General features: G+C 54.1%; 22 protein-coding genes and 1 tRNA gene. 8 read left to right on the forward strand and 15 right to left on the reverse strand.

Annotation, left to right across the window (positions count from 1 at the left end):
- A partial coding sequence (locus tag BQ7486_RS12105; protein WP_204206997.1) for a hypothetical protein occupies positions 1-218 on the forward strand: 218 nt, incomplete at its 5' end.
- A gap of 55 nt (positions 219-273) precedes the next feature.
- Here the strand turns inward: BQ7486_RS12105 and BQ7486_RS05580 are convergent.
- Positions 274-582, reverse strand: coding sequence for a site-specific integrase (locus tag BQ7486_RS05580; protein WP_074009284.1), 309 nt, complete (start codon positions 580-582; stop codon positions 274-276).
- A 92-nt stretch (positions 583-674) separates the two neighbouring features.
- On the opposite strand from BQ7486_RS05580, the gene BQ7486_RS05585 reads away from it, so the two are divergent.
- Positions 675-1,124: a hypothetical protein gene (locus tag BQ7486_RS05585; protein WP_074009285.1), complete on the forward strand. Its 450-nt coding sequence runs from the start codon at positions 675-677 to the stop codon at positions 1,122-1,124.
- A gap of 32 nt (positions 1,125-1,156) precedes the next feature.
- On the opposite strand, the gene BQ7486_RS05590 is transcribed toward BQ7486_RS05585, so the two are convergent.
- Both BQ7486_RS05590 and BQ7486_RS05595 read right to left on the reverse strand, forming a co-directional pair.
- Positions 1,157-2,593 (reverse strand): tyrosine-type recombinase/integrase, encoded by a 1,437-nt coding sequence (locus BQ7486_RS05590; protein WP_235836740.1) that lies wholly within the window; start codon positions 2,591-2,593, stop codon positions 1,157-1,159.
- A gap of 142 nt (positions 2,594-2,735) precedes the next feature.
- Positions 2,736-2,812: transfer RNA gene (locus BQ7486_RS05595), tRNA-Ile, on the reverse strand.
- Positions 2,813-3,022: 210 nt separating this feature from the next.
- Here BQ7486_RS05595 and BQ7486_RS12110 point away from each other — a divergent pair.
- Positions 3,023-4,066 (forward strand): hypothetical protein, encoded by a 1,044-nt coding sequence (locus BQ7486_RS12110; protein ID WP_204206998.1) that lies wholly within the window; start codon positions 3,023-3,025, stop codon positions 4,064-4,066.
- 85 nt (positions 4,067-4,151) lie between these two features.
- On the opposite strand, the gene BQ7486_RS05605 is transcribed toward BQ7486_RS12110, so the two are convergent.
- From BQ7486_RS05605 to BQ7486_RS05615, 3 genes are all read right to left on the reverse strand, one after another.
- The gene (locus BQ7486_RS05605; protein WP_074009287.1) at positions 4,152-4,424 is read right to left on the reverse strand and encodes a heavy-metal-associated domain-containing protein; all 273 of its coding nucleotides are present in this window, start codon (positions 4,422-4,424) and stop codon (positions 4,152-4,154) included.
- A gap of 88 nt (positions 4,425-4,512) precedes the next feature.
- Complete coding sequence (locus tag BQ7486_RS05610) at positions 4,513-5,118, reverse strand: hypothetical protein (RefSeq protein ID WP_074009288.1); 606 nt, start codon at positions 5,116-5,118, stop codon at positions 4,513-4,515.
- A 26-nt stretch (positions 5,119-5,144) separates the two neighbouring features.
- Complete coding sequence (locus tag BQ7486_RS05615) at positions 5,145-5,645, reverse strand: Cd(II)/Pb(II)-responsive transcriptional regulator (RefSeq protein WP_022373761.1); 501 nt, start codon at positions 5,643-5,645, stop codon at positions 5,145-5,147.
- Positions 5,646-5,779: 134 nt separating this feature from the next.
- Between BQ7486_RS05615 and BQ7486_RS05620 the strand changes: the two genes are divergently transcribed.
- Entirely contained in the window at positions 5,780-8,836 is a 3,057-nt protein-coding gene (locus BQ7486_RS05620) for a heavy metal translocating P-type ATPase (protein ID WP_084765712.1), read from the forward strand.
- Positions 8,837-8,907: 71 nt separating this feature from the next.
- On the opposite strand, the gene BQ7486_RS05625 is transcribed toward BQ7486_RS05620, so the two are convergent.
- Positions 8,908-9,714: an aldo/keto reductase gene (locus tag BQ7486_RS05625; protein WP_074009289.1), complete on the reverse strand. Its 807-nt coding sequence runs from the start codon at positions 9,712-9,714 to the stop codon at positions 8,908-8,910.
- 352 nt (positions 9,715-10,066) lie between these two features.
- On the opposite strand from BQ7486_RS05625, the gene BQ7486_RS05630 reads away from it, so the two are divergent.
- Together BQ7486_RS05630 and BQ7486_RS05635 are read left to right on the forward strand one after the other, a co-directional pair.
- On the forward strand, positions 10,067-11,446 hold the full coding sequence (locus BQ7486_RS05630; protein WP_074009290.1) for a hypothetical protein: 1,380 nt from the start codon (positions 10,067-10,069) through the stop codon (positions 11,444-11,446).
- Between the two features lie 244 nt (positions 11,447-11,690).
- A complete protein-coding gene (locus BQ7486_RS05635; protein ID WP_204206999.1) occupies positions 11,691-12,818 on the forward strand; it encodes an IS630 family transposase in 1,128 nt (375 codons plus the stop codon).
- A gap of 108 nt (positions 12,819-12,926) precedes the next feature.
- Here BQ7486_RS05635 and BQ7486_RS05640 read toward each other — a convergent pair whose 3' ends face one another.
- Positions 12,927-13,985: an IS3 family transposase gene (locus tag BQ7486_RS05640; protein ID WP_074009292.1), complete on the reverse strand. Its 1,059-nt coding sequence runs from the start codon at positions 13,983-13,985 to the stop codon at positions 12,927-12,929.
- Positions 13,982-14,509, reverse strand: a complete 528-nt coding sequence (locus BQ7486_RS12115) for a hypothetical protein (RefSeq protein WP_204207000.1) — start codon at positions 14,507-14,509, stop codon at positions 13,982-13,984. Before BQ7486_RS12115 ends, BQ7486_RS05640 begins: the two co-directional genes overlap by 4 nt.
- Positions 14,510-14,551: 42 nt before the next feature.
- On the opposite strand from BQ7486_RS12115, the gene BQ7486_RS05650 reads away from it, so the two are divergent.
- A complete protein-coding gene (locus BQ7486_RS05650; protein ID WP_235836741.1) occupies positions 14,552-14,992 on the forward strand; it encodes a 4Fe-4S dicluster domain-containing protein in 441 nt (146 codons plus the stop codon).
- Positions 14,993-15,154: 162 nt separating this feature from the next.
- On the forward strand, positions 15,155-15,307 hold the full coding sequence (locus tag BQ7486_RS11910; protein WP_154666310.1) for a hypothetical protein: 153 nt from the start codon (positions 15,155-15,157) through the stop codon (positions 15,305-15,307).
- On the opposite strand, the gene BQ7486_RS05660 is transcribed toward BQ7486_RS11910, so the two are convergent.
- The 6 genes from BQ7486_RS05660 to BQ7486_RS05685 form a co-directional block, all read right to left on the reverse strand.
- Entirely contained in the window at positions 15,308-20,575 is a 5,268-nt protein-coding gene (locus tag BQ7486_RS05660; protein WP_074009294.1) for an AAA domain-containing protein, read from the reverse strand.
- A 517-nt stretch (positions 20,576-21,092) separates the two neighbouring features.
- The gene (locus BQ7486_RS05665; protein WP_084765716.1) at positions 21,093-22,232 is read right to left on the reverse strand and encodes an IS3 family transposase; all 1,140 of its coding nucleotides are present in this window, start codon (positions 22,230-22,232) and stop codon (positions 21,093-21,095) included.
- A gap of 128 nt (positions 22,233-22,360) precedes the next feature.
- Positions 22,361-22,681, reverse strand: a complete 321-nt coding sequence (locus BQ7486_RS05670) for a transposase (RefSeq protein WP_074009296.1) — start codon at positions 22,679-22,681, stop codon at positions 22,361-22,363.
- The gene (locus tag BQ7486_RS05675; protein WP_143183069.1) at positions 22,645-23,622 is read right to left on the reverse strand and encodes a hypothetical protein; all 978 of its coding nucleotides are present in this window, start codon (positions 23,620-23,622) and stop codon (positions 22,645-22,647) included. Before BQ7486_RS05675 ends, BQ7486_RS05670 begins: the two co-directional genes overlap by 37 nt.
- Positions 23,549-24,307 (reverse strand): transposase, encoded by a 759-nt coding sequence (locus BQ7486_RS05680; RefSeq protein WP_074009298.1) that lies wholly within the window; start codon positions 24,305-24,307, stop codon positions 23,549-23,551. Before BQ7486_RS05680 ends, BQ7486_RS05675 begins: the two co-directional genes overlap by 74 nt.
- Positions 24,308-24,419: 112 nt before the next feature.
- Entirely contained in the window at positions 24,420-25,592 is a 1,173-nt protein-coding gene (locus tag BQ7486_RS05685) for an ATP-binding protein (RefSeq protein WP_074009299.1), read from the reverse strand.
- Positions 25,593-25,992: the final 400 nt, after the last annotated feature.

Raw genomic sequence — 25,992 nt, forward strand, 5'->3', positions numbered from 1 at the left:
TGCGCTTGACTCTCAGCTTGCTGGTATGCGGCGGGATGTTGAGCGCCTGCGCGGCGCGGCCGCCGGCGGTGGTCGAGTGCCCGCCGGCACCTGCGATTCCGGAAAGCTTTGTGAGCGACGAATCGCAGAATGTAGACGCCTTCTTGTTGAGAGTGCGGAATCTCTTGAAGAGGGCAGCCGATTGGTCATCCGGTTATCATCAGATCGATCAGCAGTAAAGGAAATACTTCATCGTCCATGACGTCATGGGGCTGCGCCCCTATGGCGCCTTTTTTAGTTGAAGTCATCCATTTCCTGTGTCAGGAATTGTCCCCAGGCCTCAAAGACATCGCGCATTTCTCCAGTGGCTTGGTCGCGGTCATAGGCACACTGGTAAGACTCATTTCTGTGGTCGAGGCAGCTCTCCCGGATATCCTTTGGAAAGAAGGGATGTCCAAATCGTTTCCCGTCCTTGGCCCAGGTATTGAAGCTTGCTCTGGCGCAGCCATGCAGCGTCACAATGCGGGGTGTCTGCGTTGCTCCGTGGATTTGTTCCGGATCAACCCAGCCGATACCGTCAATTTTGCGCTGGCGGTCGTGCATTCTNCGCGCCGCAAGTGCCGTCTCTTCTGGGCGCCTGTCTGTGTCGGCTTCGGCATGATCTGCTTCTTTGCCGGCGGTTGGCTGATTTAAAGATGGCCAAGTGGCTCTACCTCGCTGCGGCCGTGGTCGTCTTCAGCGCCGGATACGCCTTTGCGGACGCCCTGCGCACTGCAGACATCGCGCGCCTTAAAGCCGGCTACGCGGCCGCGGCTCAGAAGTACCAGGCCGAACTCACGAAAAGGGAGACAGACAATGCGAAGAAGCTCGCCGACGCGGTTGACAAGAAGCAGGCTGAAATCAATGCGCTTGACTCTCAGCTTGCTGGTATGCGGCGGGATGTTGAGCGCCTGCGCGGCGCGGCCGCCGGCGGTGGTCGAGTGCCCGCCGGCACCTGCGATTCCGGAAAGCTTTGTGAGCGACGAATCGCAGAATGTAGACGCCTTCTTGTTGAGAGTGCGGAATCTCCTGAAGAGGGCAGCCGATTGGTCATCCGGTTATCATCAGATCGATCAGCAGTAAAGGAAATACTTCATCGTCCATGACGTCATGGGGCTGCGCCCCTATGGCGCCTTTTTTAGTTGAAGTCATCCATTTCCTGTGTCAGGAATTGTCCCCAGGCCTCAAAGACATCGCGCATTTCTCCAGTGGCTTGGTCGCGGTCATAGGCACACTGGTAAGACTCATTTCTGTGGTCGAGGCAGCTCTCCCGGATATCCTTTGGAAAGAAGGGATGTCCAAATCGTTTCCCGTCCTTGGCCCAGGTATTGAAGCTTGCTCTGGCGCAGCCATGCAGCGTCACAATGCGGGGTGTCTGCGTTGCTCCGTGGATTTGTTCCGGATCAACCCAGCCGATACCGTCAATTTTGCGCTGGCGGTCGTGCATTCTTTTCAAGAGGCGCGAGAAGGCTTCCGGAGACATCGGCTTGAGGCTGCGCTGAAAGATACTGGGAAAGAGGTAATCCTGTCCTTCATATTTGACTCTCGGCATGGTTTCCAGCAGCCTGACCGCAACGGAACTCAGAGGGGTCTTTCGGTCAAACGGCAAGCCTTCGGCCTTGACCTTCATGCGTGAACGCGGAATCAGGTGGATCCAGTTGCCGTCATCGTCCTTTTGGATTTCACTCCAAGTGGCCTCTCGAGCGGTAGAGTTTCTGGCTGCCGTCAGGATGGCAAAGGCCAAGCATCTGGCGGCAGGGCTCGAAAGGGTGTATTCCATGAGCATTTTGAAGAATGCCGGCATCTTTTGGACGGGGAGAGCCGGTTCGTGGCCGGTTTCCGGTCTGTTCAACGGCAGTAGGTCTCCAAGTTTTCCGCCGTGAATGCGCGCCGGGTTGATCATTGGCGGAATGATTTCTTGTCGGATTGCCCAGTCAATGGCATTCCTGGTGTCAGCAAGAATCTTTTCCGGGGTGTTGGTCATGGTCCGCCATTTTTCCGCCAGCGCGTCAGCAAACATCTCGGGCGTTAATTCAGCGGCCGGACACTGGCGCAGCGAGTCTGGAATGTGGTTTCTGAAATATCCTTGCCACACGCCGAGTCGAGGTTTCTTGTCATCTTTCCACCGGCCGCGTTTATTGTTGAATTCGACCCATTGAAACATGAGATTCTCATACGTCAGTTTTTGGGGAGAGGAGGCCTCTAAGAGTTGTTTGGAAGGGTCATCGCCCTTGAGGATGAGGTCTCGCCATTCTGCTGCCTTGGTGAATGCTTCTGAGAGTGAGATGTCCGGAAATTTTCCGATGGTGTAGGAGCGTTTTTGTTTTCGATCTTTGAGAACAAAATACTTGGCAAACGATCCGTCGGCGAGCTTCCGGACAGTCACGTAAAGCCCCGGCACAACGCCGCAGGCAGTGTCCTTTTCAAGGGTCTTCAGTCGTATCGCTGTGAGGCGTTCAGCTACTCTCATGCCGCTCTCCTGCGGGTTGGAGGCTATGCTCCCAAAAGTTCCGAAGAAAAAATGAAAAATTCCGAAGAAATCATACCCATTGGGAGCATAGTTGGGTGAAATCATTCGCGAGCTGGAGGGAGTTTGATATAGAACGACAGAGAACAACAGAGACTGACGGTAGGCAGTGTTTCCATTTAAATTCATCGTATTAGGTGAACAATGGAGACTGAGGGAGATTATCTGAGAATATCTGAAATTCGAATTATGGTAGGCCCAGTTGGACTCGAACCAACGACCAAGGGATTATGAGTCCCCTGCTCTAACCGACTGAGCTATGGGCCCTTGTTTTCCGGTGCATCTGCCCGAGAAAAAAACGGGCAGAAGGAAAACTTCAAAACCGGCGGCAGGCAGAACCGGCCAAGGTTTTGAGCGGCCGATTTTACATGAGGTGCGGTTTTCGCGCTATTCTTCACGCGTCACCGCATGTCGCACACCACAAACACAGGCGCAGGGCGGGTCAACACAAACTTTTTCTCAAGGATTTTCAGAATCATGGCCAAGAAGACAACCTACCTTATCGGCAAAGGCGGCGTGCTGACTGTCAAAGACTTTGAACCCCGTACCTTCGGTGAGGCGCTTGAAGCCGATCTGAAAAAGGGCTGGAAAAAGGATCCCGCAAAGCTTGTGAAGGCCGTGGAAACCAACCCCGATATTCTGACGGCGGCAATTGGTCTCATGAGTGCTGCGCAGGACGTGATCGGTGGTGAACTCGACAAGCTTTCCTCGGCAATTGACGCGGTTTACGAAAAGGCGATCAACGACGGTGACCGTGACTTCACGGACGATGAAGCAGCGCTTTTGGACGAACTCGAACCCAACGCCGAAGCCTTGGACGATGATCTTGAAGATCTGCAGTTTATGACGCCCGCCGAATGGATCGGGTCAGCTTCCAAAAAGGGCTATGCCGCCATTGTGAATGTCTTTGAAGAGTTCATGAGCCTTCCGGTTACGGACGGCTGGGAGTGCTTCAGCCCGGCTCTTGATACCTCCGAAGGTGCGGCCGCCCACCGTCTGCGCCAGATCGGTGCCGAAACCTCCGACGCGCTCGGCCTTGACTTTGAAATCGGCACGGGCATTGCACCGGTGGAAGTGAAGACCACGTTGTCTGCGACGGAATTTACCGCCAAGGCAAAGGCCTTGAAGATTGCCGTTGAAACGACGCCTGCGGCCAAAAAGGCCGTGAAGACTGAGAAAAAGCCCGCCGCCAAAAAGACGGAAGCAAAGCAAGCAGCCAAACCCGCAAAGGCTGTGAAGAAGACAGCCGCCAAGCCCGCGGCAAAGCCGTCCGCGAAAGCCGCAAAACCCGCGGCAAAGAAGACGACCGTCAAAGCGGCCGCTAAGACCGTAGCAAAGAAGACGGCCGCTAAACCGGCTACGAAGCCCGCGGTGAAGGCGCCTGCCAAGGCCGCCGCCAAGACAGCTGAAAAGAAGGCAGTGAAGGCAGCCCCCAAGAAGGCCCCTGCCAAAAAGGCCGCTGCACCCAAGGCCGCGGCGAAACCCGCTGAGAAACCTGCAGCAGACGCGAAGAAAGCCTAAAGATTCTTTCTGAACGTACAAAAAACGGCCGCCGCGGAAAGTCCCGCGGGCGGCCGTTAACGTATTCCGGGAGAAAGCGCTGTGCTTAGCAGCAGCCGCCTCCGAAGAGCCGGGCAAAAAAGCCCGGCTTTTTCACGTAGTCAGCACAGGCAAAACTTGTGACCTCGTAGCCCGTGGGGTCGATCGCGGCCTTCACCTGCGCCTCACTGAGCGGGACTTTCGAGAGAATCACCGTCTCGTTTTTCTTGTGCGAGGAGGTGACTGTTTCCACGTTGAAATTCTTACGGATGGTCTCGTTGATGTGCGCTTCACACATCTCGCAGGCCATGCCTTTCACACCGACGGTAATCTCGTACATAAAGAACCCTTTACGGTAAATGAGAACTGTTCTCAGATTGTAGTCGCCTGCAAGCGATGCGGCGCAGCCGGCAGACGACGGAAACAGGTCAGTGGTTCTTAAAATCCACAATCCCCGGTGCACCGCGTTTTCCGCGCGGCGTCCCGTAGGTAAGCGCCACGCGGCGGCTTACGGCAAGATAAAGCGTCCAGCCGATCGTCCAGCCGAAAATCTCCACAAGCGAAAACGTGGTGAGTGTGGCCTTAAAGTACCAGCTCTGCAGCATCGCAACGCCCGGCCCCATGATCCAGAGCAGAAGGATCGTGACGGCGACGGTCGAGGGCTTACGTTTGACCGTAATCTGCCAAAGGATGACTGCGCCGAAAACGAGCGCGAAAAAGGAGGGGAGAACCGCGACCATGGCGTCCGTTAATGCTGAGGGCGCTTTTTCCACGACGAAATAAAGCTCGCCGGCGAGGTAAAAGGTCTCCCAGACGCCGCGCATAAACCAGCCGACCTGGCCCGCAAGAAACACAATGAGCCACCCGCCCACGCCGCTTTTAAGGCTGGGGTGAGTGATTGCCGGCGGGAAGTTTCTGGAAAACTTCACCAGTAGCCACGTGGGCACCGCGATGATCAGGGCAACAAGCGCGTAAACGACGAGCATTTTGAGGGAAAACGCCGTCATCAGAAAATTTTCAACGGAGTTGGGCATGGGTGTGAGTGTTTTGAGTGAAAAGGTTACCGGGCAGGCGTATCAAATTTCAGGCCCTTTTGGCTGCCGACGGCATGGATGTCTTCAAGCGCAAGCGTGGTTTCGGGGATGCCGCAGCGGCACTGGCCGTCCTTCGCGTCAGCTTCAAGCCCCTCGAGAATCCCGCAGTGCTCACCGTCCTTATGGCCGTGGCAGCGCAGCGCAAGCGCCAAAAGGTGCTCACGCAAAAGCTGCAGCTCCTTAATGCGGCGGCTGATGGCGTTCACCTGTTCGGCAATCAGTGCGTGAACCGCTTCAGCCTGCGTTTTGTCGGCAGCATCAAAGTTAAGGAGCTTCGCGATGGCTTCGAGGCTGATGTCAAGACTGCGGCAGTGCCGGATAAAGCGCAGGCGCTCAAGGTGCGGCTCGCCGTAGACGCGGTAGTTGTTGTCTGACCGCACCGCGGGCGGCATGAGGCCTTTCGTTTCATACCAGCGGATTGTTTCCACGGGAATGCCGGTCGCTTTGGCAAGTTCTCCGATACGCATGCGGTTAAAAAAGTGTGAGAAAACAATGATAAGCCCGACAAAATTGTAAAAAGTGCGGGCTGGTGCTTGACCCTGTAGTGACTTCAGGGTTTTCAATGGCGATACCTTAACAAAGATTTGCGGAGTCCGTGGTTATGGCTTCGATTCAAACCGTAACAAATCGCACCGTGGTTTTACAGGTCCCCGAGATGGACTGCCCCGTGGAAGTGGGGGAAATTGAAGAAGCGTTTAAGGGTAATGCTGACGTTGTCAAACTCGCGTGTGACGTCATGAGCCGTCAGGTGACGATGACGGTCAAGCCCACCCTTACAACCGACGCGCTTCTTGCGGTATTTAAAAAGATTTCAATGCCCGCAGAGGTTCTCTCTGAAAAAGCCGAAGAAGCAAAAAACCGCACGCTGACGCTCAAAGTCCCGGCGATGGACTGCCCGGTGGAAGTCGGGGAAATTGAGGAAGCGTTTAAGGGTAACGGTGATGTTGTGAAACTTGCCTGTGACGTCATGAACCGTACGGTCACGATGACGGCCACGTCAGCCCTCACAACGGACGCGGTGCTCGCCACCTTTAAGAAACTCAATATGCCGGCCGACGTCGTTAATGAGGTCGCTGCGGCAGCCGCCAGACGCACGGTGAAACTTAAGGTCGAGGCAATGGACTGCCCGGTGGAAGCCGGCGAAATCGAAGAGGCCTTTAAAGGAAACACCGATGTTGAGAAACTCACCTGCGACGTCATGAACCGCGTGGTGACGATGACTGTGACCGAGGGCCTCACGACCGGGCAGATTCTCGCCGCTTTTGAAAAGCTCGGGATGCCCGCGGAGCCCCTTGAAGACAAGCCTCTCGCGGCCGTGGGCGGCAAAGAACTGAAGCTTTACGTTGAAGCGATGGACTGCCCCGTGGAAGTCGGGGAAATCGAAACGGCACTCAAAGACAACCCCCTTATTGCCGACAAACACTTCGATGTCGTCAACCGCACGGTGACGCTTGTGCTGACCGACGTAAATGCCGACACCGCCGGGATCTTTGCGGTCTTTAAGGCAATCGGGATGCCTGCGGTGGAAGTGAAAACCGCCGGGGGGGCTTCCGAAACGGTGCTTGCCGTGGAGAATATGGCAAGCGACGCGGATGTGAAAGCCGTGCTCGATGTGATCGGGCTTGATGCGGCCGTTGACCGCAAGGCGCAGACCGTGCAGTTTGTGACCGATGCCGAGCACGTTCTCGGCATCATCACACGGCTTAACGAAGCCGGCTGGAAGGCGTCCGTCAAATCCACAAAGACCGATACGGGGATTAAAAAGGACGAAAAACTCCCGTACGCGCGTCTTGGAACGGCTCTCGTGCTTGCCTTTGGCGCGGAAGCCCTGGAACTTGCGGGTACATTCCCCGAGTGGGCCGTGATGGTGCCGGCGCTTATTGCGATTGTTTTAGCCGGTTTCGGAACCATCAAAAAGGGTGTGCTCTGCCTCGTGCGGGGCGTCTTTAACATGTCGACACTCATGGCCGTTGCCGTGACCGGCGCGGCGTGCCTCGGTGCCTGGCCTGAAGCCGCGATGGTGATGACGCTTTACGAAATCGGGGAGATGATTGAGTCTTTGAGCATGACCCGGGCCCGTAAGGCGATCCGGACGCTCTTAAGTGTGGCTCCAAATGAAGTTGAAGCCAGAATCAACGGCACGTGGACCAAGATCCCGATTGAAACGGCGCCCGCAGGGATCGTTTACCGGGTGGAGCCTGGGGAGCGCGCCGCTCTGGACGGTGTGGTTGAAGACGGCACGGGTTCGATGGACGAGTCGATGATTACCGGTGAGTCGCTCCCGGTGCAAAAGGCCGCGGGGTCAACGGTGTGGGCTGGAGCCTTGTCGCTTGAAAGTACGATTGTGATCCGCTCAACCGCAGCCGCGAAGGACTCGATGAGCGCGCGCATCATCCGCGCCGTCGAGGAAGCCGAACAAAAGAAAGCGCCGCTGCAGCGCTTTGTGGATAAGTTTGCGGCGCGCTATACGCCGACCGTCTTTGTGATTGCTGTGGCGGTCGCTATTGTGGGACCCTTGGTGACGGAACTTCCCTGGACCACGTGGATTTACCGGGCGCTCGTGCTTCTTGTCATTGCCTGCCCGTGCGCTTTGGTGATTTCGACGCCCGTGACGATTGTCTCGGCGCTCGCCCTTGCTGCCCGCAGAGGGGTGCTTGTGAAGGGCGGGGTGTACTTGGAAGAGGGGCGAAACCTCAAAAACGCGGCGCTTGATAAGACGGGCACGATTACGCGCGGGGAACCGAAGTTTCAGACGTTGACGCTGATCGGGGCAAGTGATGAAACGAAGGTCTGGCAGCAGGCCGCAAGCCTCGCGGACATGAGTTCTCACCCCGTGAGCCGCGCCGTAAGCGACGCGGCAGAAGCAAAGCACGTGGAGACGCGCGTTGTCAAAGACTTTAAGGCGCTGCCTGGCGCCGGGACCGAAGGCCGCATTGACGGGGCCCTGCTGCGCCTCACAAACCTCAAGTGGCTTGAAAGTAAGGGCCTTGCAACACCGGAAGTGAAGGCCGCCTTTGAAGCGGCACACGCCAAAGGGCAGACCGCCGTGGCGTTAAGCGACATGTTCGGCGTCATGGGCGTCTTTGCCGTGGCGGACACGGTGAAAGACGGTGCGGCAGAAGCGATTGCCGCCATGAAGCGTGCGGGGATTACGCCCTACCTTCTCACCGGGGACAACAGCCGTGCGGCGCAGGCGATCGGGACGTCCGTTGGTATTGCCGCAGAAAACATCAAGGCGGAGTTGCTCCCGGAAGAAAAGCTCTCGCACATTGAGGCGTTGGAAGGGAAAGCGGCAACCGCCATGGTGGGTGACGGCATCAACGACGCACCGGCACTTTCACGCGCCCGCATCGGTTTTGCGATGGGCGTGAAAGGTGCCGACAGTGCGATTGAAGCCGCTGACGTTGCCCTCATGGACGATGACGTGGGTAAGATCGCGTGGTTTAAGCGGCTTTCAGAACTCACGCACCGCACGATGGCGCAAAACATCATCTTTGCCTTGGGCGTGAAGGTGTGCTTTGCCGTAGCGGCAATGGCGGGCGTTGCCACGATGTGGATGGCGGTCTTTGCCGATACCGGTGTGACGCTTCTTGTGGTCGCCTGGGGACTGCGGCTCATGCGTGCGGGCGCCAAAGTGGACGCGATGACGCGCGCTTAAAAACTGAGGTTGAAATAAAAACGCCCGGGAGCTTTAAAACTTCAGGGCGTTTTGCGTAACGGACGCAAAAATCAGAACGTCACGTGATCGGGATCAAGTCCCGAGAAGCAGGCCTGCGGGAGGTTGTCCAAACGCTCCATTTCTTCGGGCGTCAGATTGAAACTGAAAAGTTCCGCGTTTTGCTTCTGGCGTTCGGGGTTAAGGGATTTGGGCACCGCCGCCACACCGTGCTGCAGACACCAGCGCAGCGCAATCTGCGCGGTGGTGACGCCGTGCTGTTGCGCGAGTTCAACGAGCACCGGATGGTGAATCAGGGCGCCGCGCCCTAAAGGCGACCAGGCTTCCACCTGAATCCCGTGACTGCGGCAGAAATCAAAAGTGGCTTTCTGCATGTAGCCCGGGTGAAATTCGATTTGGTTCACCATCGGAACAACTTCAGCGCGCGCCAAAAGGGGCACGAGGTGATGCACGAGGAAGTTACTCACCCCGATCGCGCGGACGCGCCCTCTGCGGTAGATTTCTTCCATCGCGCGCCAGGTGCCGGAATTAATGCTCTGCCAGGTCATCGCTTCGCCGCGCGCCGCGGGCCAGTGCATCAAAAAGAGGTCGAGGTAACCGATCTGCAGCGCGTCCATCGTGCGCTCAAAGGCTTCAAGCGTTTCCTTGTAGCCGCGGTCGGTGTTCCAGAGTTTGCTGGTGACAAAGAGTTTGGAGCGGGGCACACCGCACGTTCTCACCGCAACGCCCACGCTTCTTTCATTGCCGTAGATGTGCGCCGTGTCGATGTGACGGTATCCGAGATTCACCGCACTGTGAATGGCTTTGACGAGCACGTCATCGTCGGGAACCTGCCAGGTTCCCAGACCAATGCAGGGCATCGTTACCCCGTTGGACAGTTTGAAGCCGCTGGCAATCGTAGGCAAAGCTCTTCTCCCGATAGTAAGGATTATGTTTATGTTAATCACGGTGGGTTGCGCCTGATTCTAGCAAAAGAGATGAGTATTTCCGCTCAGATGCTGAGTTTAGGTAGAACTGCTCAGGCCGCCCGTAGTGCGGCTTTCGGGCCGATTAATGCTGTGTTGCGGTCTTGTTTTTCGCCTTCTGCCTGATTCTATAATCCGACAAAACGGCTGAAACGGGAAAGGGGAAAGTGCACCTTCAGCGACGCAGTGCGGTTGCGTCAATACCGTTGTCAGCCTGCCGATGAGAACACACAGGGAATCAGTTTCGATGGCTTCACATGAATTATGGGGTGCCGTGGCGCCCGCAATTGCGGTGGCGGCTGTGGCTGCCGGTTTTGCCTGGCAGATGATGCGCCGAAAGACCGTTAAACCGAAGGTGCGGCCTGAGCCCATGTCCTGGAAAAAGGATCCGAAGACGGGGCTGCCGATTCCCAATGACGATCCTGCGAAAGGCGCCGAAAAAACGGACGCCGGGGTGGAACGCTTCCGCGCGGTGGGCGTAAAGCGCCCGACGATGCTCGCGGTGACCGCAATCCGGGGGGAGGCGACCGCAGCTGAACTCTTTATTCAGCGCGCTTTCAAAATTGACCGTCCGTTTTGGCGGCCGCTTGACGTGAGCTTTCACGAAAAGAGGAACCTCGACTGCCTCTTTTCCAACGTCAACAAACTCGCCTGGGTGCCGGGCAGTGCCTTTGAACGTCACTTTTATGCCGTGAGTTTCTCGCCGGTACTGGAAGAAGCCCTGCACCAGGGGTTTCATCCGCGTGTGAACGCCACGGCCGCTGACCTTCAGATCTGCGCAATTGATGAGACGGGCACGCAGCTCGGAGAACCGATGCTCATGCCGGATCACTCCTGGGGCGAGCCCGCCAAAGTCCATGCCCTCTGGTGCGCCCTTAATCCCACCGACAAGCAGCATGATCTTGAACCCGAACTCAAAGAAGAACTGCGTGTTTTGGGTGAGCACGTTGAGTCGATCGTGGAATACGTCTCTGCGCTTTCTGCGCGCAACTGGCAGATCCGCTTTAAGGAACTCACGGACCTTGCGGACGACCTCTGCCGCCTGGGTGCTGAAGCAGGGCCCGCGACGGAGCGCCATAGTCGTACGAACGCTATTGAAAAGGAGGTGGACGCGGATTCTCAGCGCATTGACAAGGCCGTTAAAGACAAGCTCGATGAGATGCGGTCCTTGGAAGAAGCCGACCAGGCACTCGTTTACGCGAAGGCCTGCATCGCTGTGCGGGAGTTGATCGTCCGCTTTAAACGGATCCTTGCGATTTTGCGCGTGATCGGCGGGGATACTTTCGAGCATGAGCTTCAGGGGACCAACAACATGACGCGCGACCTGGAGAATTTCCCGGATGTGCGGCCTTTGATTGAGGCGGCAACGCACATGGCGCATGAGGCTTTAAGCAAAGACTCCAGGAGCATGAACGAGCTTGATTTGAAGCGCGCCGGGGAAATCACGCGGCACGCCAAGGAACTCGTTGAGATGCACGATACGTACTACGACCAACTCAAAAAGGACGTGGACCGCGTGCAGGCGGAGCTTGACCGGTGCCTTGTGCAGCAGACGCATCAGCGCCGCTTTGCGGTGCGCGTGGATGATGCCGGGCACATTGAGGAGATGTATGTCCTTGATGACTGACCGCTGAGCCGTATCGGTCTGCCAGCACTTTGGTTGTTAGTGTTGACCGCAAGCCGGAAGGTGAGGGGCTTTTGCCTTTGTCTCTTCCGGCTTTTTTGTTGCCTGCTTCTAGTACGTCTTTCGTAAAATACGTTGACTAATTGCTGGTAGCCACCATATAATCTTCCCAAAGCTGGTAAAGGGAGGGGATATGGCGGGACGGCCGCGAAAATTTGCAAAGGAGCTCACAACCGACGAGCGAACCATGCTGGAGACGATTGCACATTCTCGCACTGAAGAGAAACGTCGAGTTGAACGCGCAGAAGTAATTTTGGGATGCGCCGCAGGAATGAGCAATGTTGCAATTGCTGAGAAACTTCACATTTCCAAGCCGACGGTGGTGAAGATTCTGAAAAAATGGACAATGTTTGGCGTTAACTCAGCACTCGAAGATTTACAACGGACCGGTCGTCCAGCCAAGATTCGAATTGAAGCAAAAGCGTGGCTCATCTCTTTGGCTTGTACCAAGCCTGAGGATATCCCCGGTGCCCCTATGACGCAGCAATGGACAATCTCGGCTCTTACGAAGTATGTGCGTTCTAATTGTCTCAAACAGCAACTTCCTGAACTTGAAGGTGTGCAGGAGTCTACCGTTTGGAGCATCTTGAATGAACGTGACATAAAGCCGCATCGAATGTCTTACTACTTGGTTCGGAAGGATCCCGAATTCAAGGTCAAGGCGGAGAAGGTACTCCTGTTGTACAAGCGAGTGGAATGGATTCTTCAAATGACACGGCATGAGGTGGCTGCAGAAAGTCGCCCTGATGAATTATGCGGTGAAGTGTTTGTCTCTTACGATGAGAAACCTGGTATTCAGGCCATTGGGAATACCGCCCCTGATAAAGCTCCGACGTTGCAACATGGATACGTATCTCGCGATTATGAGTACCGGCGTTTAGGGACGGTCTCTTTACTGGCCGGCATTGACTTGCTGACCGGCGAAGTTACAGGGTTGGTAAGGGATTCTCATAAAAGTGATGACTTTATTGATTTTTTAAAAGAACTTGATTCAAAATACGATGAACAACTAAAAATCAATATCATATTGGACAATCATTCCGTGCATCGCTCCAAAACGGTGATGGATTATTTGGCTACCAAACGAAAGGATCGTTTTGTATTTACCTTTACGCCCACTCACGCCTCGTGGTTGAACTTGGTTGAAAGTTTCTTCAGTAAGTTAGCAAAGCAGGCCTTACGGGGCTTGCGGGTTAAGTCCAAAGCTGATCTGGTTACCCGAATTGAGGAGTGGCTGAAAAGAACCAACGAAGAGAGGGTGGTTTATCGCTGGAAATGGAAGCTTGAGGATATAGAGTCTGCTTTCACAGGGTAGTCCTCGCTTATTGCAGGCTCACAACGAAGGATAAGAGGATTATTAATTAATGTATTTCGCGAACGATATAATAGGAATGGCTCTGTGCGCTTGCGCGGGGCCATTTCTCTAAGTGGCTGAATTCGTTGCCAACACCTGCCTATCAGGATTCAACCACTGACTGCCTGCGGGCTCATAGTTCCTCATCCGGCCACAAATCCATCGTTCCGGGTGTTGTTGCCGAGCCTTTGCCATCACTTGACGGCGTGCTTTGCAGATAGCTGCATCCGCGCCACTGAAGCGCGCCAAAGGCGTTACGTTGTTGATGCCGCTGTGCACCCATTGTTCGTTGTACTTCCGTGCAAAATCCTCCAAAACTCCCTGGCATTCTTCAAGGCTGTGGTAGTTGCGTTTGCCCATATGCCCCGTGTATTTCATAGTCTTGAACAGTGACTCGCTGTAGGGGTTGTAGTTGCTTACCCGTGGGCGACTGTGAGAAAACTCAACACCGCGTACAGCCAGTAACCCCAAGGTTTCAGCGGCTTTCATTGCAGCGCCATTGTCTGAGTGCAAAACTAGGCAGCGAGGCTGGATGAAGTGCTTGTTCATTGCCTCGCTCAGAAAGCGGACAGCGTTCTGGGACGTTTCGGCATCGAACACGTCGTAGTGCACCAAGTAGCGGCTGTAGATGTCAACCACCGCGAACGCGTAGTAAAAGCGTGTGGCATGCTCTGCATCCCGCAGGTACGTGATATCCCATGACCAGACTTGGTTAGGACCGGTGGCCTCGTAGCTTGTCGGCTTGTGTCGCTTGACTGTGGAGCGAACTCCATCGCGGCGCGTATTGGCTTTATGTTGACGCAGGACACGATACACCGTTGCCTCAGAGGCCAGGTACTCGCCTTTGTCCAATAGGGCGTGAAAGACCTGTCGGACACTCAGGTCGCAAACATCGGGCTGGCAGTAGCGCTCGTACACAGCCTGCCGCTCTTTTTCCGAAAGGGCCCGCGGATTTGGGCCGAATTCACGTTTCGGACGCTGATCCTCGCTCTGAGGGTTCCGACGCCATTTGAGATAACCGCTGAAGGCTATCCCCAAGCATTTACAGGCCTCGACCGCGCGAACCCCTGCCTGTACGGACTCTGTGATCAGCTCGACTGCTTTTTGGCGATCCCGGGTGCTGATCATTTTTCCTTGTCCACCCAGATCGCCTGCGCTTTTTTTGTCAACACCAACAAAGCCGCGGCTTCCGCCAGGGCCTTTTCCTTGCGTTGCAACTCGCGGTTCTGCTGCTTTTGTTCTTCGCTTAGCGCCGTTACCTTGTTGATGAGTTCTTGCTCGCGAGCACGCGCACTGGCCGAGAGTACAACATCATCGTCATGCTGTGCAAGCCAGGTGCTGAAGCGCTTGATTTCGTCCAGGGTGACGCCTTTGGTGCGGCAGAACTTGCCGGCCGCCGGGGACTCAAAGCCGACTTCTTGGCAATACCCTTCGGCGACAAGCGCGGCACGAAAGTTCATGCCTTGAGGCAAGGGGATGGCCTGAGTGCCTTGCCCGCCAGACCGACTATCAACTTTCAGTTGCCGCAACCAACGATACACGCAGCTTGTCGCGATACTATATTCGCGGTGCGCCTGTTCAACCGTAATCTCCTTGGAAAGGATTCTCCCGAGGATTTGATTTTTCTTTTCGAGCGGGTATGGGGTGCCCATTTATCTTCTCCGTGCCCTCCTGATTAGCGATTAGGAAGTATTTTGACAGAGAGGGGGCATCAGGACGTGTCTCACGGCTACGTTTCGGTGTCCTGCAACCACTGCAGCGATCCAGCCTGCGTCAAGGTCTGCCTGACCAAGGCCCATGCCAAGCACGACGACAAGGGCGGACTCGTCCTGATCGATCAGTCGAAGTGCATCGGCTGCGGCATGTGCGCGAAGGCCTGCCCGTACGGCGCGCCGGTTCTTGACGAAAAGGCGCACAAGATGACGAAGTGCGACGCCTGCGTCGACCGCGTAGTGAAGGGCGAGCTCCCCGTGTGCGTCGCGGCCTGCCCGCAGCGCGCGCTTGACTTCGGCTATGTCGATGATCTCAAGGCCAAGTACGGCGAAGGCGCGCACATCGAGCCTCTGCCGTCTCCGGCCGTCACCAAGCCCAACCTTGTCGTCAGGCACGGCAAGGTCGGGAAGGAAGTCCGATAGACGATCGCTCAAGTGAGGCTTCGGCCTGACTGACAGAATAAGACCCGTTCGGCTTGCATTTGCCAGACGGGTCTTTCAATTTCGGTCGCTTATGCGCATGTGAACGCCTCAGAGAGCGGCCCGAAGGTTGATTCCGCATTCGGAACACATCCACTGTGGATCGTGACCGAGATTGGTCAGGCAGCCGCCTATTCCGACAAGGTGGTGAGAAATGGCATTGCCCAGGATGCGGTCGCCGAAGAATCCGAACTCTATGGAGCGGATGCTGTCTCGGCCGCAGAAGGGCTTTACTGGTCGCCTCTCATGCTTTGGTGATTAACACCTTCGCGAAATTTTTATGAACCAGGCCGGGTTATGTTTGGTTGCTCTTCCGCCATTCGGACTCCATTGAAATGACAGCTTGAAGCGTTTGGCCAGAGAAAACATGGTTTTTTTGACAATGCTTTCCCTCCCTTCCGGTGGAACGACCCATAAAGCTCCGCCGTTATCTCGCTTGTCAATCAGGATGCAGCCCAAATCCTTGAGCTCAGACCATATGACGGCTTCCTCTGCCAAAATCCTGTTCTTGTCGCTTTCGGTTAGATCGGGGCAAGTGGAATAGGCTTGGGTCGGTACGGGCGAGCTGCGCATGTCGGGTTGCGCTGCTTTTTTGACAGCGTCCGTTTTCTTACTTCGAGACGACTTCTCAGCAGTTTTAACAGTGGTGCGCGGTTTGGAGACTGCTGCTTTAGTTTTGGGAAGAGAGGGTGGCTCCTCGCTTTTTGGTTTTTCGATGTCGGGGAAAAGCGTGCCGTTGTCCGGTTGTGCGGAGGCCGAATCTGATTTTGGAGCCGTGGCTTCAGCTGAAACAGGATTACCGCCATTCTGCGGACGGGCATCGGTGGTGGCTGCGTTGATCGCCGCCTCTATCGGCTTTTGGGGCGCAACAATGCAGGGGGCTTCGCTCTCGGATTGTTTTTCAAACGGTGCGGTGCTTTCCTCCTTCGGCTGCGGATCAGTTGTCTCTGCAACGGATTCTTCAGCAACGGATTCCGGGGGCGCGTTGTTGTCTGACCGGTCCGCCATGGGCAGGGCGGATTTAACTCGGTCCAAAAGGTTGGTCGGTTCGACCTCAATGCTTTCGAGGTTGGGGAGAACATTTTTCTCGCTCAATTCCCGGCATACGCGCTCAATTGTTTTTTGCGGATCTCTGTAATATTCACCGCCGCGAATGCGGATAAAGCGCCAGCCGTTTCTTTCCAATATGGCCTGGCGTTCCATGTCGCGTCGGATTGCATCGTCGCTCGAGTGGAAGCGTTCGCCGTCACATTCAAGAGCAACAGAGTCATTTTTTCCATGAACGACTATGTCAAGCCTGAAGCTGCCCACTTCATGCTGCTGTTCGATCTTGTAGCCGCGTTCAAGCAATGCTTTTGCAATAGCGATCTCAAATTCAGAGTCGGCCAGATTGCGAATCCTTGCCTCATCGCAATCTGTTGAGGAGGAGATCTTGATCCAATTAAAGAGAAGCGCGCGGATATCGTCATGCTGCAGCTGCGAGGCCGGATCAAAGGAATGCAGCACCCACAGTTGATCCTTGGCACGGCTGACGGCAACGTTGTAGCGTTTCATGACCGCGTCTTCGTTTGCTTCGGGACGCATTAGGCGGACCAATTGCCCCGGAGCAGGCGCATCGCAGAGAAGCATCAGGATCACGTCACGTTCGTCGCCCTGAAATTCAGCCGAGGATCCGCAGATGATGTCATGCGCTTCAATTGCTTGCGGATCAATCCTCTCGGTCACAAGATTGCGCAGACGGTCAATCTCGCCCTTGGAGGAGCGCATGGAGATTAAGCCGAAGGTCTTGTTCTTGTACTCCGGCTGTTTCAGCATTGCGTTAATCAGATTGATCGCAGCGTCGGCTTCGTACTGATTGAAGTCGCCGAACTCATAGTTGGGGATGTCGACGCGCCAGGGGACGATGGCGGGCAATAGGTTCGAATCGGTCTTATCTCGCAGCGGACGGATTTTTCCTTCGTAGCAAAGCTGGTTGCTGAAGCCGATGATCGCCGGCACGCAACGGAAATGTTCGACCAGCATGCGCGTCCTGAAGGCATTGGCTTTGATCAATCCGTACAGAGACATTTTGGTGTCGAAGAGATTTGGGGATTTGACCTTGCCTTTCAGGAATTGATCGATAAGAGCATTCACCTTGTCGATCTTCGTCCCGACGTTGTCAGGCGTGACCTGCTTGTCGTCGCCGACGATCAGAATCTTCTTGGACATGAACAGAATCGGCAGTGCCGTGATGTCGGCTTGACTGGCCTCGTCCACAATGATGATGTCAAAGTAGGCGGCATTGCCAAAGCTGGAAATGGCCTGGTCAAGCGTCATGATCCATGCCGGGATGGCACGGTTGCAGTCAGGCAGCAATTCAATGGCGGCCTGGCGATTTCGCTCGACATTCTTTCCGGTTCCTGCGGCTTTGCTCATAAATGTCGCCATTCTCGAGAGAGCAGACAGCAAATCCCCGCTGCCTTCCAGGCGCAGCTTGACCGCCAGCCATGCCTTGTCGGCAGCCAGCGCTTCGGTACATTTGCGCAGGCGTTGAGCTTGAAGGGCAGCCCGTTTTTGCAAACCCTCGATGGTCTGGTCGGCGAGCTCAAGATAAAGAAGCTCAAGTTGTTTCCAATCCCATGCTTCGGGAATATGCTTCGGCATTTGATTGGTGTCGAAGCCGGTGTGTTTCAGCACAATGGCGTTGGCCCAATCCGGAGCAATGAGTTCGAGCTTCTGCAGAAGTTCGGAACGTTGAAGATATTTCACACGCTCGGATTCGATTGCGACAAGTCTGTTGAAGGCTTGTGCATAACTTGAATGGTCAAGTTGGAGAAGACTATCCTGTAACTTCTCGACGATCGAGGAGTTATGAGAAGAAGCTGCAAGCTTGTCGATGTTTTTCCTGTGCCATGCATCGAACAATTCTTTTCTCTTGGCGAATTCTTCGTGGATGAGGATTCTCGTTAGAGTATTGATAAAAGCTTTTGCTGTGCGGATGCGCTCTTCCGGCTTGAGATCCGCGGTTTCGTGCAACAGGCTGGACGAGATCTTCATGTTGGAAAGCCGTTCCCTGAAAGGTTTGTAAACCTTATTCCACCAATTGATGGCGGCTTCGATTTCATTACGCCCATTCAAAAGCTTTTCAATGAAGATGTCTTTGCGATCTTGCAACGGGTTCAAAGAGTCCGCCTTAACGAAACGATTCCAGATCGCAATCAGACGGTTTAGGTGCTTGATTAGCTCGCAGGTGAGAATGATGGTGTCAAACTCTTCGACCGTATGAGGCAGCTTGGAGTTCGAGAGGGCGCCAATTAAAACTTCCTCCATTTTGACGGAGTCTGTTTTAATGAGTTTCGAACGCATGCGGTCCCAGGCGGAAATTTCGCCCGTGGGGTTGTTTTCTTTGAACCAGGTAGCCGCCTCTTCGACTTGATCGGCGTCGATGGATTCGTTTAATTCGACGCATGCATCCGATACGCGCAAGGCTTTCCTGGCGTCGTTGATTTTGTCGATCAACGGAATCAGTTCGGAGACTTTTTCAACGAATGCAGGATCGTCGGCTCCGATAGCCAGCATGCGTTGATTGACAGGATCCTCATTTGTTACGGCATCCAGTCCCACTCTGTCGATCTCAAGAAGCTTCCCTCTGAGCTCTTTGGGGATGCTCAGAACGTTATCCTGGACTTTGAACTGAACGAGTTGAGTGCCGTCCAGTCCTTGCATGACTGATTCGGAAATATCTTTTTCGTTGTCTGCGTATCTGGCTACTTCCGCGTGAAGAGCGTTGAACATGCGCTCGCATTCTTCCGGAGGGGGAAGATCGCGGGAATGCGGAAGGTCGGCTTGGAGTTCAGTTTCTTCTTCCGGTGACCATCGATTGTTTGTTGAATAGATTTCTTCAACTTCCTCGAGGCTGGGACATGGAGCTCCCTTTGTTACGGCGCCGGGGATTGCCGAGGAGAATTCGGATTCGCCTTCGCGCACGCGTTTTGCCAATTCCACGAACGAGTAGCCCATGCCGTTATAGGTTATGGTTTCGCAGTCCTTCTGCCGGAGAGTGAAAATCTGCTTGCGTGTGGAAGCGAGATCATCGATCAGAAGACTTCGTGTTTGCTCTTGTTCGGAAATGTTCCGGCGCAATTTGGCTGCAGATAATCGGGCTAGCTTGTCCTGAAGATCATTGGCGGTTGATAGAAGATCCTTCTGGCTGCCCAGGCGTGAAACGCACAGCGGCTTGATCTCTTCCGGCAATTTATCCTTGAGAACACTAAGCGCCTTGACCTTTTCGCTCGTGACGAGAATGCGCTTCCCCTGGGCAAGAAAATGCCCCATCAAATTGGCAATGGTATGCGTCTTGCCGGTTCCGGGAGGACCTTGTACGAGAAGCACGTCATTTCGTTCAAGATCGGCTGCAATCGTCAGCTGTTCAGCGTTGGCAACCTTTGTCAGAAGAATATCCGGGTCTTCACCGGCCGTTTGAGCCAATTTCTTTTCAAGGCTCGGTTCCTCATCGCTTTCCGGTGCAATCGTTGGGTATGCATGAGGCGAGGCAATCTCTACCAAATGAGATGGTATTTCACCGGTTTCCTGAATTTTGTCGATGATGCTTCCGACAGCTTCTTTTAAGCCGGTGGGCTTTGTTTGGACGAAAAAACAGGGAAGCGGATAAATTTCGAAGGAAACGCCTTCTTCCTTTCGCTTTTCCTTGACGGAGGAACGCCAGCGGCACTTTGTCGAAAGAAGCACGGATCTTGTGGAGAAGATTTTTTCAAAGTCGTCCGTATTGACGATGTTGCAGTTGCTGCCGTTGATAACGGTCTTGAGTGAATCAAATTCCTGACTGTTGAGATTTTCGTTGTCAAAGGCAACGAATATTTCGTTATGGACGACAGTCTTCTCTTCAGGGTTGAGGCGTACGGCCAGCTTGAGGCTTTTGTCCGCAAGGATTTCAACGGTTACCGGCGAGGAGAGAATGGGGAATTTGATGTTGTTTCTCTCCTGATAATTTGAGGAGTCAAAAAGGAAGTTGCCCAGTGCCATTTCCTTTTTCAAGTTGGACGCCTCAACTTCAGCCCAGTACGTATGGAGTTGATCAAAGATGTCGTTGTTGCGTTTGATGATCCGGACTTGTTCGTGCCAGGCATCCAGCTCATATTGGTAGACGGAGGCGAGTCTGACTCGGTTGGGATCATCGGAAAACTGTTCGACGGTCAGAACTTCATTCCCATCCTGATCGACTTCCTTGAATTCAAGGGATTCGCGAAAGGAAATTTGATCGCCATTGCGGTGAAGCATCCATTCAGATAGTTCGGGTGCAGGCACCGGGCGTGCCGGATGCGGCAAACGTTCAACAATGCACAGCAGGTTGGGGTCTGAATTCAAATCAGGCCACTTCGTGACCCCGGGGAGATTGGGGTCAATAGCGTCCCAGGAGACGTACCGATTCTCGATGTTTCCGTTGAAAGGGCGCTTGATGTCGTAGATCTCTCTGACGAAATTGAAGAGATTGATGACGGAAGTTTGATCTTCAAGACTAACGGTCATGGCTCGGATTTCTAGATTCTTCTATGAGTTATGGCGTGGCAGGAGGTGACTGGTCATGAAAATCAACCAACTTTGATGCACAATTCGTTACATTATGGCAGAAGGGGAGTAATGATGAATCAGGGCTGACGATTACTCATCCTTATCGTTTGACGTGCCGGTATAGTTTTGCAAAAAGCTCCATGGCAGAGGCAGGCGTTGAAAGCCTGACTTTCCAGGACGGTTTGTGTGCGGCCTGGCGTCCGGTTTCGGTGAATGTCAAGTGATCTTTCGCCGATTTTGTTCTTAAAAAGTAGGTTGTAGTCTGAGCGCAGTGAGGGCTTTGCCCTCTCCGCCTTCGGCGGATTCACCCAGAGTTTTTTGGCCCGTAGGAAACCTTTGATGCAGCTGCGCAGCACCGTTCGCGCGGAGAGGTCGGCAGGCCGGTAGAATGAGCCTCCTCAGGCAGGAGGAGTCCGAGCCTGAGGCCCGCGGAAAACCGCCGAACGCCTTGTTGCAGCAGCTGCGGGGCGTTTGTTCAAGCTGCCTTGGCATGCTTTTCCTCCAACTGCCCATTTTCGGGGTTAAGCCACACCTCTTTGATCGGCGTACAGTTCAGCACTCTCCCGGTGATCCAGCGCTCCGGATGGCGTCTGCGAGCCTCCAGCATCGTCTCCCTGCGTCGGCGCAGCACCTCTGCGTCCTCGCCGCGATAGCGCTGGCCCGGCGTTACCATGCGGATGCCGCGGTGTCTGTGGTGCTCGTTGTAGTGGTCTACAAAGCCCTGCACCCATTGCTCAGCTTCCTCAGCATTGTCGAAGCCGTCACGGGGGTACAGGTAATCGCCGCGGTACTTGAGCGTACGGAAGAAGGACTCCGAATACGGATTGTCGTTGCTGACTCGCGGACGACTGTGCGAGAAGGTAATTCCGTTCTTCTCAAGCAAAGCCAAAGTGGGAGCGGCCTTCATGCTCGCACCATTGTCTGAGTGCACGACAAGCTGTCCGGGCTTGATTCCGTATCGCCTGAAGGCATCCCCGAGAAAGCGCGCGGCGAAGTCGGCATTATCAGCCTCGAATACCCTGGCACTCACAACCATGCGGCTGTAGACGTCGACAATGACATACGCGTAGTAGAACCTGCCCGTGTACTTGCTCGAGCGCAGATAGGTGATGTCCCAGGTCCACACCTCGTTTGGCTTCTGTGCGCTGTAGGCAGTCGGCTTGCTGCGCCGGCGGGCTTCCCGGGTAGGCGCACGGCGTGCGTTCAATCCCCGTGCCCTGAAGAGACGGTAAAGCGTTGAGAGAGAGCACCAGTACTCCTTGTTTTCATCGAGCAGCTTGTAGAAGGCCTGCGTCAGACTAAGATCCCGCACATCGGCTTTGCAGAAGCGATCTACGATCTGCTCACGCAGGTCCTCAGGGATTTGCCGCGGGCTCGTAAAGTTGCTGCGGTCTAGCCGGCCATCACCATCCGGTGCATGCCGCCAGTTCTGCAGCGTCCGTGGGGTAATGCCGACTGCCTCGCAGGATTGCCTCTGCGACAGTCCTTTCGATTGACCGAGTTCGACCAGCGAAACGATTTCCTGGCGATCATGGGCACTGATCAGCTTTCCTTTACCCCCCAGATCGCCTCGGCTTTTTTTGACAACATCAGCATCGTTGCAGCATCGGCTAATGCTTTGTCTTTTCTGGCGATTTCTCGGTCCTTCCTGGCATTTTCCTTCTTGAGTTCAGACATGGCCGACATCTGAGCATCATGGAGCTTCTTGTCAACCGCATCCGGATGATTGTTAAACCATTCGGCCTAGGCATCGACTGTGGAGGCGAGGTAGCCATGCTTGCGGCAGAACTGGCCGAAGGCAGTCTCGCTCATGATTTCTCTGGCAACGACTGCGGTGTGGGCTTGAAGGTAGGTCACTCCTTTAGGGAGCTTGAGGTTGGTCATGAGCTTGGGATTTCCTTTGTTGGGAAGCGTGCCGCAGACTGCTTGCTCTCTGGCAATCTTGAGCCAGTACGAGATCGTTGATTTGCCGATCGAGTACCGCTCCACGGCTTCAGAGATGCTGAGCTCCTTGCTCAGCAGGCGCGCTACGACGTTGTCTTTGAACTCCTGCGAATATCGCATGTTTTGCCACTCCATGAAAAGTTGAAGGGGTGGCGAAAGGTAGTATGACATCTAATGGACTCCATCGAGGCGCGTATTGGCTTTATGTTGACGCAAGACACGATACACCGTTGCCTCAGAGGCCAGGTACTCGCCTTTGTCCAATAGGGCAAGGCCTGTCGGACACTCAGGTCGCAAACATCGGGCTGGCAGTAGCGCTCATACACAGCCTGCCGCTCTTTTTCCGAAAGGGCCCGAGGATTTGGGCCGAATTCACGTTTCGGACGCTGATCCTCGCTCTGAGGGTTCCGACGCCATTTGAGATAACTGCTGAAGGCTATCCCCAAGCATTTACAGGCCTTGACTGCGCGAGCCCCTGCCTGTACGGACTCAGTGATCAGCTCGACTGCTTTTTGGCGATCCCGGGTGCTGATCATTTTTCCTTGTCCCCCCAGACCGCCTGCGCTTTTTTTTGTCAACACCAACAAAGCCGCGGCTTCCGCCAGGGCCTTTTCCTTGCGTTGCAACTCGCGGTTCTGCTGCTTTTGTTCTTCGTTTAGCGCCGTTACCTTGTTGATGAGTTCTTGCTCGCGAGCACGCGCACTGGCCGAGAGTACAACATCATCGTCATGCTGTGCAAGCCAGGTGCTGAAGCGCTTGATTTCGTCCAGGGTGACGCCTTTGGTGCGGCAGAACTTGCCGGCCGCCGGGGACGCAAAGCCGACTTCTTGGCAATACCCTTCGGCGACAAGCGCGGCACGAAAGTTCATGCCTTGAGGCAAGGGGATGGCCTGAGTGCCTTGCCCGCCAGACCGGCTATCAACTTTCAGTTGCCGCAACCAACGATACACGCAGCTTGTCGCGATACTATATTCGCGGTGCGCCTGTTCAACCGTAATCTCCTTGGAAAGGATTCTCCCGAGGATTTGATTTTTCTTTTCGAGCGGGTATGGGGTGCCCATTTATCTTCTCCGTGCCCTCCTGATTAGCGATTAGGAAGTATTTTGACAGAGAGGGAAACTCTCGGCGCGCATCTGTTGTACCGCCGGCATTGAACACCGCCAGCGGCCAGCCGTTGAGAAAGCACACAACCGGAGCAAGGCAATTGCACTGGTAATGGGCGTTGTAAGACTTTCCTTCCTGATTACCGTAAAGATCAACATGCGTGGAGTCGACATCAATGATCAGTATCGGAGTCTTCCTGGCCCCGGCCCTGGGAAAGATGCGATGCTTTCGGTTGGCCCGAAGCAGTGCGTCCAAAAAACAGCAGTTGAGGCGATCAAGATCGTGTCGGGTTATTGAGTTTTCAAATCTGCAGAGGGTTGAGCTGCCTGCAGCATCATTAACCCCGAGTGCGGAAAGAAAGCCTTCGTCTTCTGTGATGACGTCGTGGTCAGTCAAATCCTCAAATCCGCAGATATGTGCGAAAACACGCTGCCGAAACATGGCTCCGGCGGAATACAGACTGCGGTCTTTCGGCTTGTGTGTCTGCTCCAACGCCTGCTCAAAGGGGGCCAAAAGTTGAAGCCGGGAGCCCCTATCGGCGACGGGCAGCAGCCCCGTCATCATGGTGGCGACAAACCGCCCGTTGGTGATCTGCACGCTGCGGCCGAACCCATCAGTTGTTGCTGTTTGAGTAGAAGTCATGGAAAGGTCTTTTGTTTTGTTTTTTGTGGTAGAAAAATATTAACAAAAAGACATTTTTTCTTTATTAAAAGCAGAATTTAAGCAACAAAAGGAGTGCTGTTTTTTTCAGCGCTCATGCAAAATTCAGGTTAGAGCACGGCTGGATAATGATTTCATCAGCCCACAACTTTCTGAGGAACTCTCTTGCAGGCCAAATCTCAATATCTTTATGCCGACGAGGTCTCTGTTCCATGCTAACAATGATCAGACGAGCGCTGGGATGCTCCTCAGAAAAGGCACGCAGTCCCCGTGTTTCTGAAGAATCGACAGTCTCAGAGGACTTCACTTCAATAGCGACTTCCGCATCGCCGATGATGAAATCTACTTCATAACGATGGTCGGATGTTCGCCAGTACGAAAGGATCTTGTCAATGCCTCGATACGACAGATATGCCTTAAGTTCTTGGCAAATGAGGTGCTCCAACGCATGCCCGTACTCGCTAGAACCTGGTTTGAGAGGTATGCGTTTCATCAAATAGTTCGGGATACTGACGTCGAAAAAGTAGAATTTCGGAGTAGCGACGAGCTTTCTTCGCATGACTTTCGAGTAGGCAGGTATGTGGTATCCGAGCATCGTTTCTTCAAGGATCGAAAAATATTCCTTGACCGACTTTGCACTGACGCCGCAGTCGGATGCGATTTTTGTGTAATTCAGAATTTCCGCATCGCTTAAGGCCGCTACTTGGAGAAACCTGGTAAATGAATCGATCCGTCTGACAACAGCCTCAGCCACGATTTCCTGTTGCAGATAGTCGCCAACGTACGCTTCAAGCCGCTGACGGGGATCTTTGATGAGATAGTGCCTCGGCAGCATGCCATTGTTGAGCGCAACTTCTATATCGAAGTCTGGAATTTCAGCGCTGACCAAAGGGAATAGGGTTTTTCGGATAGCTCTCCCTCCAAGCAGATTAGCACCGCATCGGCGCAGTTTCCTTGCGCTGGAACCGCAGAGGATAAAGCGAAGATTACGTTCCGTTATGAGCCAATGAACTTCATCAAGCAAGGCTGGAATTTTCTGAACTTCATCAATAATGACGAGTTCTCCTTCCTCGAGCATTTCGCATTCTTCTCTCAGCAGAGCCGGCCGGAACCTGAGGCGAGAATATTCGTCACTCAAAAGCAAATCGTAGTAATGCGCATCAGGGAAAAGCTGTTTGAGCAGTGTACTTTTCCCAGTCTGGCGAGCTCCCCAAAAAAAGATGCTTTCCGTACTAGCTTCGTTAAGCGAGAGGATTCGACTGAACATGGCGAGAACCGTAAATAGAAGAATAGATAAGGAATTCTTTGCGAACAATGCAAGAATATTTGAAGTAAGACTTCCGAATTTCCCATAAATACGGAAGTTGTACTTCAGATTATCTCATAAAATCCGAAGTAATGATTCAGATTTTATGATTTGGACATGTCAAGCGACATAAGAATTGACCCTCAAAACGACATAAAAATTGACCCACCTCCAAAAGGGATAAAAGAACGGCATTTGACGTGCCGACCCGGAACGGCCGGTAGCCATGGCAGGGGATTGATGAGACAGTTGTGGAACAGGCTATCCACGGAAACTTGAAGGGTTTTGATGTGAATTTTCTATTTGTTTCGCTGTTTTCTAATATGTATTTTCGTTTGATATGGTTGGCTTTAGATCTACA

The organism is Duodenibacillus massiliensis (assembly GCF_900128485.1).
In the GTDB taxonomy this organism is placed as follows: domain Bacteria; phylum Pseudomonadota; class Gammaproteobacteria; order Burkholderiales; family Burkholderiaceae_F; genus Duodenibacillus; species Duodenibacillus massiliensis.

Excerpts from the sequence above, each read along its gene's own strand:
- BQ7486_RS05590 (WP_235836740.1), bottom strand. The coding sequence starts at position 2,593 with ATGATTTCACCCAACTATGCTCCCAATGGGTATGATTTCTTCGGAATT.
- BQ7486_RS05670 (WP_074009296.1), bottom strand. The coding sequence starts at position 22,681 with ATGCGATATTCGCAGGAGTTCAAAGACAACGTCGTAGCGCGCCTGCTG.
- BQ7486_RS05625 (WP_074009289.1), bottom strand. The coding sequence starts at position 9,714 with ATGCCCTGCATTGGTCTGGGAACCTGGCAGGTTCCCGACGATGACGTG.
- BQ7486_RS05610 (WP_074009288.1), bottom strand. The coding sequence starts at position 5,118 with ATGCCCAACTCCGTTGAAAATTTTCTGATGACGGCGTTTTCCCTCAAA.
- BQ7486_RS05675 (WP_143183069.1), bottom strand. The coding sequence starts at position 23,622 with ATGGGCACCCCATACCCGCTCGAAAAGAAAAATCAAATCCTCGGGAGA.
- BQ7486_RS05580 (WP_074009284.1), bottom strand. The coding sequence starts at position 582 with ATGCACGACCGCCAGCGCAAAATTGACGGTATCGGCTGGGTTGATCCG.
- BQ7486_RS05680 (WP_074009298.1), bottom strand. The coding sequence starts at position 24,307 with ATGACTTCTACTCAAACAGCAACAACTGATGGGTTCGGCCGCAGCGTG.
- BQ7486_RS05685 (WP_074009299.1), bottom strand. The coding sequence starts at position 25,592 with ATGTTCAGTCGAATCCTCTCGCTTAACGAAGCTAGTACGGAAAGCATC.
- BQ7486_RS05605 (WP_074009287.1), bottom strand. The coding sequence starts at position 4,424 with ATGTACGAGATTACCGTCGGTGTGAAAGGCATGGCCTGCGAGATGTGT.
- BQ7486_RS05660 (WP_074009294.1), bottom strand. The coding sequence starts at position 20,575 with ATGACCGTTAGTCTTGAAGATCAAACTTCCGTCATCAATCTCTTCAAT.
- BQ7486_RS05635 (WP_204206999.1), top strand. The coding sequence starts at position 11,691 with ATGCTGGAGACGATTGCACATTCTCGCACTGAAGAGAAACGTCGAGTT.
- BQ7486_RS05640 (WP_074009292.1), bottom strand. The coding sequence starts at position 13,985 with ATGATCAGCACCCGGGATCGCCAAAAAGCAGTCGAGCTGATCACAGAG.
- BQ7486_RS12110 (WP_204206998.1), top strand. The coding sequence starts at position 3,023 with ATGGCCAAGAAGACAACCTACCTTATCGGCAAAGGCGGCGTGCTGACT.
- BQ7486_RS05630 (WP_074009290.1), top strand. The coding sequence starts at position 10,067 with ATGGCTTCACATGAATTATGGGGTGCCGTGGCGCCCGCAATTGCGGTG.
- BQ7486_RS05585 (WP_074009285.1), top strand. The coding sequence starts at position 675 with ATGGCCAAGTGGCTCTACCTCGCTGCGGCCGTGGTCGTCTTCAGCGCC.
- BQ7486_RS12115 (WP_204207000.1), bottom strand. The coding sequence starts at position 14,509 with ATGGGCACCCCATACCCGCTCGAAAAGAAAAATCAAATCCTCGGGAGA.
- BQ7486_RS05620 (WP_084765712.1), top strand. The coding sequence starts at position 5,780 with ATGGCTTCGATTCAAACCGTAACAAATCGCACCGTGGTTTTACAGGTC.
- BQ7486_RS05615 (WP_022373761.1), bottom strand. The coding sequence starts at position 5,645 with ATGCGTATCGGAGAACTTGCCAAAGCGACCGGCATTCCCGTGGAAACA.